General features: G+C 69.9%; 5 protein-coding genes (1 of these 5 cut by a window edge). All 5 read left to right on the forward strand.

Translation table 11 applies throughout. The features are described 5' to 3' along the window. Positions 1-4,469: the end of a hypothetical protein gene (locus AB0H61_RS06555; protein ID WP_357300152.1), read on the forward strand. Its footprint begins 39,040 nt before the window's first position; only the last 4,469 of its 43,509 coding nucleotides appear in the window; its start codon lies off the left edge, out of view; its stop codon occupies positions 4,467-4,469. Between the two features lie 236 nt (positions 4,470-4,705). After that, positions 4,706-6,298, forward strand: coding sequence for a hypothetical protein (locus tag AB0H61_RS06560; protein ID WP_357300154.1), 1,593 nt, complete (start codon positions 4,706-4,708; stop codon positions 6,296-6,298). Between the two features lie 100 nt (positions 6,299-6,398). Then, entirely contained in the window at positions 6,399-6,686 is a 288-nt protein-coding gene (locus AB0H61_RS06565) for a hypothetical protein (RefSeq protein WP_357300157.1), read from the forward strand. 256 nt (positions 6,687-6,942) lie between these two features. Continuing rightward, a complete protein-coding gene (locus AB0H61_RS06570; RefSeq protein ID WP_357300159.1) occupies positions 6,943-7,269 on the forward strand; it encodes a hypothetical protein in 327 nt (108 codons plus the stop codon). Positions 7,270-7,338: 69 nt separating this feature from the next. Then, positions 7,339-7,857, forward strand: a complete 519-nt coding sequence (locus tag AB0H61_RS06575; RefSeq protein WP_357300162.1) for a YbaB/EbfC family nucleoid-associated protein — start codon at positions 7,339-7,341, stop codon at positions 7,855-7,857. Positions 7,858-7,870: the final 13 nt, after the last annotated feature.

The raw sequence follows: 7,870 nt of genomic DNA on the forward strand, positions 1-7,870 counted from the left end.
CGACGGGACAGCCTGTTCGGCAGGGTGATCCGGGCGCCGACGGTGCTCTGCGTGCACCCGCGAATGGACCGGCACCGGTAGGGGAGCGGTCGGGGGCCGACCCCGATTCGGTGCGTGACCCGGCGGCGGCGCGCAGGCAGGCGCGGATCGATCGGTTGGCGGCGGAGTGGGCTGCGGCGTTCACGGCGCGTGAGGAAGCCCGGGTGGCGCGCGATGCCGCCATGGCGGGGCTCCCGGTTTCGGAGTCCGACCTGCTTGCGGAGTCTCCCGTCGACCCGGAGCGGGGTCGGTCCCTCGACGAGACCGTCGCGGACCTGCGTGGCAGGACGATGCGCGTCGATGAGCAACAGCCCTGGCAGGATCGGGTTTCCGCGCTGGAGGAGGCGGCCCGCCGCTTCAATGCCGCCGATGCCGACATGGCCCGCTCGGACGAGGCGCTGCGTCAGGTCGTCGCAGAGGACGTGGCAATCGCCGAACGTGCAGCGGCGCAGCGTCGAGCGGAGATCGAAGATCTGGCCGACCGCTGGGCCGCCGCGTTCACCGCACGTGAGAATGCACGCGCGACCCTCGAAGCCGCCACCTCCGGTAAGCCGGTATCCGAATCCGATCGCGAAGCCGCCGCTCACCGTTTCGGCGCCGCCGACGCCGAAATCGTCCGCCTGGACGAGGCGCTGCGCCGCGCGGTAGCCCGCGACGTGGAGATCGCCGCCCGGCGCAACCCGCCCGGCGCGGATCAGGGCGACTCGGGGTCGTCGCGCGACGGTTCGGACAACGTCGGCGCGGATGACCAGTCGCGGGTTCGCCCGTCGGACGAGGTTGTCGAGTCCGAGGCGCTGCGGGGTATTGATGAGGCGCTGCGGCAGGCTGAGGCGGGTTTCGATCAGCTGGACGCGGATATCGCGGCTCGGCACGAGGAAGCGCTGCGGCGTGTCGACCAGTCGCGGGAGGAATTCGAGGAGACATTGACCGCACCGGAACCGCCGGTGTGGCAAAGTGATTCGATGCGACCGGAGGAAACAGCAGATCAGGACGGTGACGGCGGTGCGGCCGGGGCGTCCACGGGTCGTCCGGCGCGACTGATCTCCTCCGCAGGCCGACTGTCGATGCCACCGACCGGCGCGATGCGCGACGAACTGCCGCCCCTGCCGCTCGACACCGACGAGCCCGCGAACGCCCCCGAAGTACGCGAGCCGACTACCGGTTCGGAACCGGAGGGTGTGGTCCTCCCCGGTGATCCCAGGGAGGATTCGCGGCCGACGGCACCGGATGGCGAGCGTCGCGCCGGTGCACCCGAGGGCGAGGTGCGTCCCGACGGTTCGGAGGATCCCGAGTCGTCGGCAGGTACGCCGAAGCCCGAGGGCGCCGCGCGGCCGGGTGATCCGGGGTCGTCGGAAGGTGTGGTGCGTCCGGGGCGGGTTGGTGAGCCGGAGTCGGAGGGTGCTGGGCGCCGGGATGGTGCGGATGATCCGGAGGGATTGACGAATCCGGACGGGGACGACGAGCAAGAGCCGTCCGCCGGGTCGGATCCGGATCGGGACGGTGGGCAGACACCACCCGGTGGTGGAACCGGTAGCGCTCGGCAGCCGCTATTGCCGGGTTCGATGCTGCGCTCGCATATTCCGCATCCGCCACGGGAGTACGACATCCCGGGAATGAGCTCGGTCCACATCCCCGAACAAGACGGTGGACACTGGCCCCTGCCCACCCCGCCCGAGCCCCCGCAGCCGCCGGTGCCCCCGCAGCCGCCGAGGCCACCGTTGCCGCCCAAGCCCCCGGTGATGCCGCAGCCGCCGCAGCCGCCGGTGATGCCGCAGCCGCCGGTGATGCCGCAGCCGCCGGGGCCCCCGGTGACGCCGCAGCCGCCGGTGACGCCGCCTACGCCCACACCGGTGCCTCCGCAGTGGCCGACGCCCACGCCCACACCTACGCCGACGCCGACACCGGTGCCTCCGCAGTGGCCGACGCCCACGTCCACACCTACGCCGACGCCGACACCGGTGCCTCCGCAGTGGCCGACGCCGACGCCGACACCGACGCCTCCGCAGTGGCCGACGCCGCCTGCCCCGCTCCCGATACCCCCGGCACCCTCCCCGCCGAAGATGCCGCCACTACCCCCGTGGCTGCCGCAGCCCCCGCAGCTGCCGACGGCCCCCACACCGCCGAATCTGCCCGGTCCTCCGCAGGGTTGGACACCGAGCGCTCCCGGTGGAACCGGAGGACCGAACTGGTCCGGTCCTCCTGGAGGTCCGAACTGGCCGGGCACCCCGGGTCAGTCGGTGCCGCCAGGTGCTCCCGGTTGGTCCGGTGGACCGGTTTCGCCGGTGCCGGGCGCTCCGGATTCGTCCGGCGGGCCGCCACCGCAGGGCGGCTCGAACTGGTCCGGTGGTCCGGTCTCATCAGCGCCACCGAACGGCTCCGGTTGGCCCGTCGAATCGGGTCCGCCGATGCCGCCTGGTTCGCCGTGGCCGGGCAATCCTGGTCCGCCGATGCCTCCCGGCGCCCCGGCGTGGTCGGATTCCTCGGGCCTACCTCCACAGTTCAGTGGCCCGGATTCGTCTGCCGCACAGGGTCCGTCGACACCGGTATGGCCGAACAGTTCCGGCCCGGGTTGGTCGTCTGACTCTGGTTCGTCTGTGTCGCCGGGTGCGCCGGGGTGGTCGGATTCCTCGTCTTCGACCGGTCCGAACCCGCAGCTCGGTGGCCCGGGTACGCCGGGCGGGCAGGGTCCGTCGGCAACGGGTTGGCCGAATGGTTCCGGCCCGGGTTGGTCCGATCAGCCGGGTTCGTCGATGCCGCCTGGTTCGCAGTGGTCGGGTGGGCCGGGTTCGTCGGTGCCGCCTGGTGCGCCAGGGTGGTCGGATTCCTCGTCCCAGTCGGGACCTAACCCGCCGGTCGGTGGTGCGTATTCACCCGGTGGGCACGGTCCGTCGACGCCGGGGTGGTCGGGTGCTCCCGGGTCGCCGGTGCCCTCGGATGGGCCGGGTGCTTGGTCTTCGTCACCTCCGTCCGGGCCGATTCCACAGGTCGGAGGCGCGGGCGGGCCCTTTGCTCAGCTCGACGGCTCCGGTGGTCCGGTGAACTCGGCGCAAGGATCGTTCGCGCCGCCGGGTAATCCGGGATGGTCCGGTGCGCACGGTCCTTCGGGTTGGGCGGACGCCCCGGGTTGGTCCGGTGGTCCCGGTTCGCCGCCGAATGGTCCTGGCTGGCCCGGAGAGTCGGGTCCGCCGATGCCCCCTGGTTCGCAGTGGTCGGGTGGGCCGGGTTCCTCGGTGCCGCCGGGTGCGCCGGGGTGGTCGGATTCGTCCTCGTCCGGGTCGATGCCACCGAACAGCGGTTCGGATTCGTCGGGTGGACAGGGGGCGTCGACTTACGGACCGTCGGGATGGGCGGAGGGGCCGGGCGGCCCTGGGGCGTCGCATTCGGCTGCGCAGCTCGGCAATTCGGGCAGCGGCCCGGGTGGTTCCGGGTGGTCCGCGGGTCATGGCCCGTCGCCCGCACCGGGTACGCCACCGTTCGGTGTCTCCGCGCCGCAAGGCAATTCGGCCTGGCCGGACGCTTCCGGTCCCTCGCAACTGCCACCGGGTTCGTCGGGTTGGCACGGCGGTTCATCAACGGCGGGTTCGTTTACTCAGCCGGGTCATTCGGGATGGCCGGGCGGGCCGATGAGCGGTGGGCCGGGTTCGCCGGGCGGGCCGGTGCATGGCGGGCCGGGATGGTCCGGAGCTCCCGGTGGGCAGGTTCCGCCGGGCTGGCCGGACGCGGTACAACCGCCGTTGAGCGGTGGCACGGATGCGGCGGCACCGACGGGGTCGGATGGGTTCGGTGGATCGGGGACGACGCCGGGGCTGCCGCCGTGGCCTGGGCCGGGGTCCGGCGTTGAGGCGCCCGGTCCGGGATGGTCCGAATCGGGTGGGCACGGCGGTCCGGGTTCGTACGCGTCGCAGGATTCTTCGAATTCCGCGTCGCCGGGCGCCATGCCTCCGCCGATGATGCCGCCGGGCGGTGGCACTCCGTCGAACGGTCAGCAGGGACGATCGAACAGCTACGGGCAGTCTTTGACGGATCATGCGAACGCCACTGCCAGATCGGTTTTCGTGCGGCCGTACTCCGGTTTGGGTGTGCCCGCCGATTTCGATCCGGAGACCGGCGCGCTGCGCCCCGCGGCGATCGGCGTCGACCCGCCCGCGGGCGTCTACGCCGAAATGGGTGACGTCACAGTGATCCTGTACCGGTACGGCGGCGAACTGTCCCTCCGTGTCGGTGACCGCGTCATCGATGTGGGCGATCGGTCGATAGCGGTCGAATGGGAGCTGGTGGAGCGGCGGCGTACCCGGTTGACCGTTCGCCGCGGTGGTACCGACCTGTGCCGATTGGACTACCAGTCCCTGCCGGCCGAACTGGACCTGGGCGTACTGATCCGCGACGTCTGTGCCGACCCCGCCCGCCGCGCGAGCATCTTCACCCGCTGACGTAGCACCGGCGACTCACGAACCGCGCGGAACATCGCCCGCGGCCCGGCATGTCCAGATTCCGCACGGCCCGCCGTTCACCGCGCATACACCCGGGGGCGGCAAAGTTACCGGTCCGCCGACCCGGTCGCTGTGTCAGGATGGGTCGAGTAATACGGCTCGGGCACCAAGACACGCCCGCCTGTCCCGCGTGATCGGGTGGGCGTCCGGTGCACAGATGAGGAGATTGCTGCGACGTGACCAGACCAGACGACGAGGCCCGCGACGACCAGCCCCGCGACGAGTCGGCTCCGGATAACGCGCAACCCGAATCAGCGCCCCCCGGCTCGAACCCCGAAGAGGATTTCATGGACGAATTCATGAAGAGCTTCGAGGAGAACACCGACGACCCGGATGTGGGTTTCACCGTGGTCGAGGAGACCCCGACGGTGGATGTCGCACAGCGGGCCACCCAGCTCACCCATCAGATCGCCCGCGAGCTGGCCGCATTGGGACCGCAGGGGTGGAGCCAGCTGAATTCGCTGTTCGTGATGACCACGACCGCCGAACTGGCCCAGGTCTTCTTCTCCGATGACGAGCAGCGTTCGGTGCGTATCCAGCCGCCGGCGGAGGTGCTCGCCCTGGTACGCGAGCAGCGGCATATCTCGGCGGAACTGAGCGACGGTCCGTGGTGGCGGCTGCTGCTTTCGCTGAGCAATGCCGGTGAGATCGAGGTCGACTACGACTACGGTGACGAGCCGTTCCAGGACGACCAGCTGTTCCCGCCGGAGGTCTACGCCGCCGATCTGGAGGCGTATCCCCGTGAGGCACTGCCGGTTTGGCTGGCCGCCTATGTCGGTCACGGCGGCAGGCAGTCACGCCCGGCCAATCTGGCCGCCGAGCAGGCCCGAGTCGATCGCGAGGCCGGCATCCGAGGTGTCTTGTCGCAGCGGGACTTTCCGGCATTCCCGGTGATGTGGGCGCGCTGGGCAGTGATGGCGGCTGCCTTCGTCGCGGCGGGTTCGCAATGGGGTCCGCGGGTACTGCCCGCGCTGGGTTTCTTCGAGGGCAGCAGGCGCAGCGGTTCCACCCTGTATGTGCTGCCCGGTGGGCGGGCGGTGCTCTCCGGCGGCGTCTGGAACGCGCCCGAACTGGACGCCACCTACAACGGCGGCGAGCCGATGCCGCGGATGTACGCGGGTGCTCCGGAGTGGGTCGCGAATCCGGTGTTGAATCCCCGTGCCGCCAATGGCCTGTTGTCGTTCTGCTACTGGTGGGAGGGCGGGAACTGGTACCGCGGCGAATCGCCGACGGCGGATGCGCTGGCCGATGCGGTGCCCGGCATCTGGACCGCGGACACGGTGGTCGACGTGGTGTCCGGCCTGATCGCGGATCAGCCGACGGACCGGCAGCGCGAGGCGGTGGCGACGCTGGTCTCCGCGGCCGAGGTCGGCGTGGTCACCCGCGATACGCTCACCGATGTTCTCGGCGACGACACATCGTTCGATATCGACAGCGCCTTCTACCAACTCACCATGGCCGGTGTCACGCTGACGCTGCCCGAGCCGATGTCGCAGGATGACGCGATCGCCCGGGTCCGTCAGTTCATCCTGGACCAGGGCATGGATACCAGCGGCTATCCGTTGGAGAATTTGCGCGCCGATCGGATCAGCATCGGCTGGATGGTCTTCGTCCCGACCCAGCCGGGCGAGATCTCGATCGGCCGCGCCATCTTCTATATCGCCGATGACGGTGTGCTGGAACAGTCTTCGTCCTCGGTGGCGCCTTCGATCTACATCGCCGACTTCGAGCAGCGGTTCCAGCGCCGCCACGGCTCCGTGGAGGCCTGACAAGGCCCGACTCGGTCGACTTTCACCGGAGGCTGCCGCCGGTTCCGTCATCGAACGGGGTTGCGGGGCGGCCCCGGTCCGAGCGAGAAGAGGAGATTCGATGGCCCGCAACCGATACCCCACCGACGACGAACTGCGCGAGAGCTTCGAGAGCGAGCTCACCTCGGTGGTCTCTGGCGGCGGTATGCGCTCGGGGACCGGACTCGACCTCGATACCGAAAGTGCCCTGGTCGATATCGCCAGGGCCTACCCGAATATCTCCGATGCGCTGGTCGCCGCGGCGCGCATCGCCTTCGCCGGTCAGCTCGACGGCACGAATGCGGCCGCGGGCGATGCCCACCTGCAACGCATGATCGACGAGGTCAACAGCCGCCGCGGCACGTCGTAACCCGATACCGGTGCCGCGGGGGATGTTTCGGACCGGGTCCATCCGGATTACCGGGACATCACGCGAGTGAGCCCGATGGGCCGTTATTCCTCGGGGACGAAACCCCCTCGGACGTGCGCGGTCTCGGCCGTGTCCGGGGTCACGCGCGTCAGTCGGTGAACCCTTCGGTAACTTCGTGCAGAATTCACCTGTGCGACCTGCGTCGTTCATGGGATGATCCAAACGAGGTTGCAGGACAGCAGATTGAGGGCTCGATATGGCGGACAAGAAGGAAGTCGACCCGGACTCGCTGCCCAAGGCGGCCGAGGCCATGGACGGGGTGCAGTCCGCGTTGCAGAGCGCCCGGCGCCGGTTCGACGCCGCGCTTCTACCCGGCAGCATGGCCTGGGGCGATGACAAATTCGGCGCGCAGTTCGCCGGTGATTTCGTCGAGGCCTGCGACAACATGGGCAAGGGCACCGATGACATGGCGGACCGCTGCGGCCAGATCGCAGGTGGCCAGCGTGACGGCGCGCGGTTGACCAAACTCAAGGAACAGCTGACCGAAGAAGAGTTCCAGCGGTTGCTGCGGCAGAGCGAATAACGGGCGGACCGTGGCAGTTCGGTGGCGCGTGGATGATTGCGCCCCGGTCGAGTTGGCGTAAGGACAGCGATGAGGAATGAGCAGGCCGCGGCGGATATGGCCGCCGCATTGGAGACCTTCCAGCAGCAGATGGCCGGTATCGGGCGGATTCAGCGGCAGCGGGCCCAGCTCACCGCGACCGCGTCGGCGCGGGGTAAGCGCGTCACCGTGACGGTCAACGCGGACGGCACCGTCATCGAAACCAAGTTCTCCGCCGATATCGACGACCTCAGCTACAGCGAGATCGCCGCGGCGATCACCGCCGCCGCACAGCAGGCGGCCGCCGAGATCACCCGCAAGACAAATGAACTCATGGCCCCGCTGTCCGAACAGCGTTCGCGACTGCCGAAACTGGCCGATATCGTCGAGGGAATGCCCGACGTATCGAGCATGATTCCGCGGCCGCAGCGCGCCTCCACCGCCCCGCCCGGCGCGCCGGAACGGCAGGCCGACGCGGAGGAGGAGTCGCCGACCTTCGCCGACGCCGAGGACTACAACCAGGTGACGGCGGCGCGGAAAGGCTCCGAGGTCACCGACTCCGGTTGGTGACCGTGGAAGCTGA

Source organism: Nocardia sp. NPDC050710, from assembly GCF_040654375.1.
Lineage (GTDB): Bacteria > Actinomycetota > Actinomycetes > Mycobacteriales > Mycobacteriaceae > Nocardia.

What these genes read in the sequence shown, in the direction of transcription:
- AB0H61_RS06575 (WP_357300162.1), top strand. Translation starts at nt 7,339, where the DNA reads ATGAGGAATGAGCAGGCCGCGGCGGATATGGCCGCCGCATTGGAGACC.
- AB0H61_RS06570 (WP_357300159.1), top strand. Translation starts at nt 6,943, where the DNA reads ATGGCGGACAAGAAGGAAGTCGACCCGGACTCGCTGCCCAAGGCGGCC.
- AB0H61_RS06565 (WP_357300157.1), top strand. Translation starts at nt 6,399, where the DNA reads ATGGCCCGCAACCGATACCCCACCGACGACGAACTGCGCGAGAGCTTC.